Source organism: Mycobacterium sp. IDUB_19 (genome assembly GCF_055419445.1).
The window spans coordinates 1-268 of record NZ_JBVAXR010000227.1; the positions used below are offsets into that span (position 1 = coordinate 1).

Genomic DNA, 268 nt, shown 5'->3' on the forward strand with positions numbered 1-268 from the left:
CATTCATTTTCCGGATAAGGTTTCGTGTACTCATAGAAGGATCACTTATTTGCGTACTTGCTTCCTTATAAATAGCTGATGATGTATCAGGAGATAATAATGCCGATATTCCAAAATATCTATGTAACTCTAGATGGGTCCAATGATATAATGGATTACGCAAGGTAAAAGGAACTGTTGCAGCCCATTGCTCAAATTTTTCTTTATCAGAAGCCGAACCTGTACAGTATTTTTCGGCCACGCCATTTGTACGCATGGCTCTCCACTT

The 268-nt window shown here is 38.8% G+C and carries 1 protein-coding gene; it reads right to left on the bottom strand.

The window, feature by feature from the left end; translation table 11 throughout:
- Positions 1-256 (bottom strand): glucuronate isomerase (locus ACZY0B_RS28065; RefSeq protein WP_463767472.1); only part of this gene is annotated, 256 nt, incomplete at its 3' end.
- Positions 257-268 lie beyond the last annotated feature (12 nt).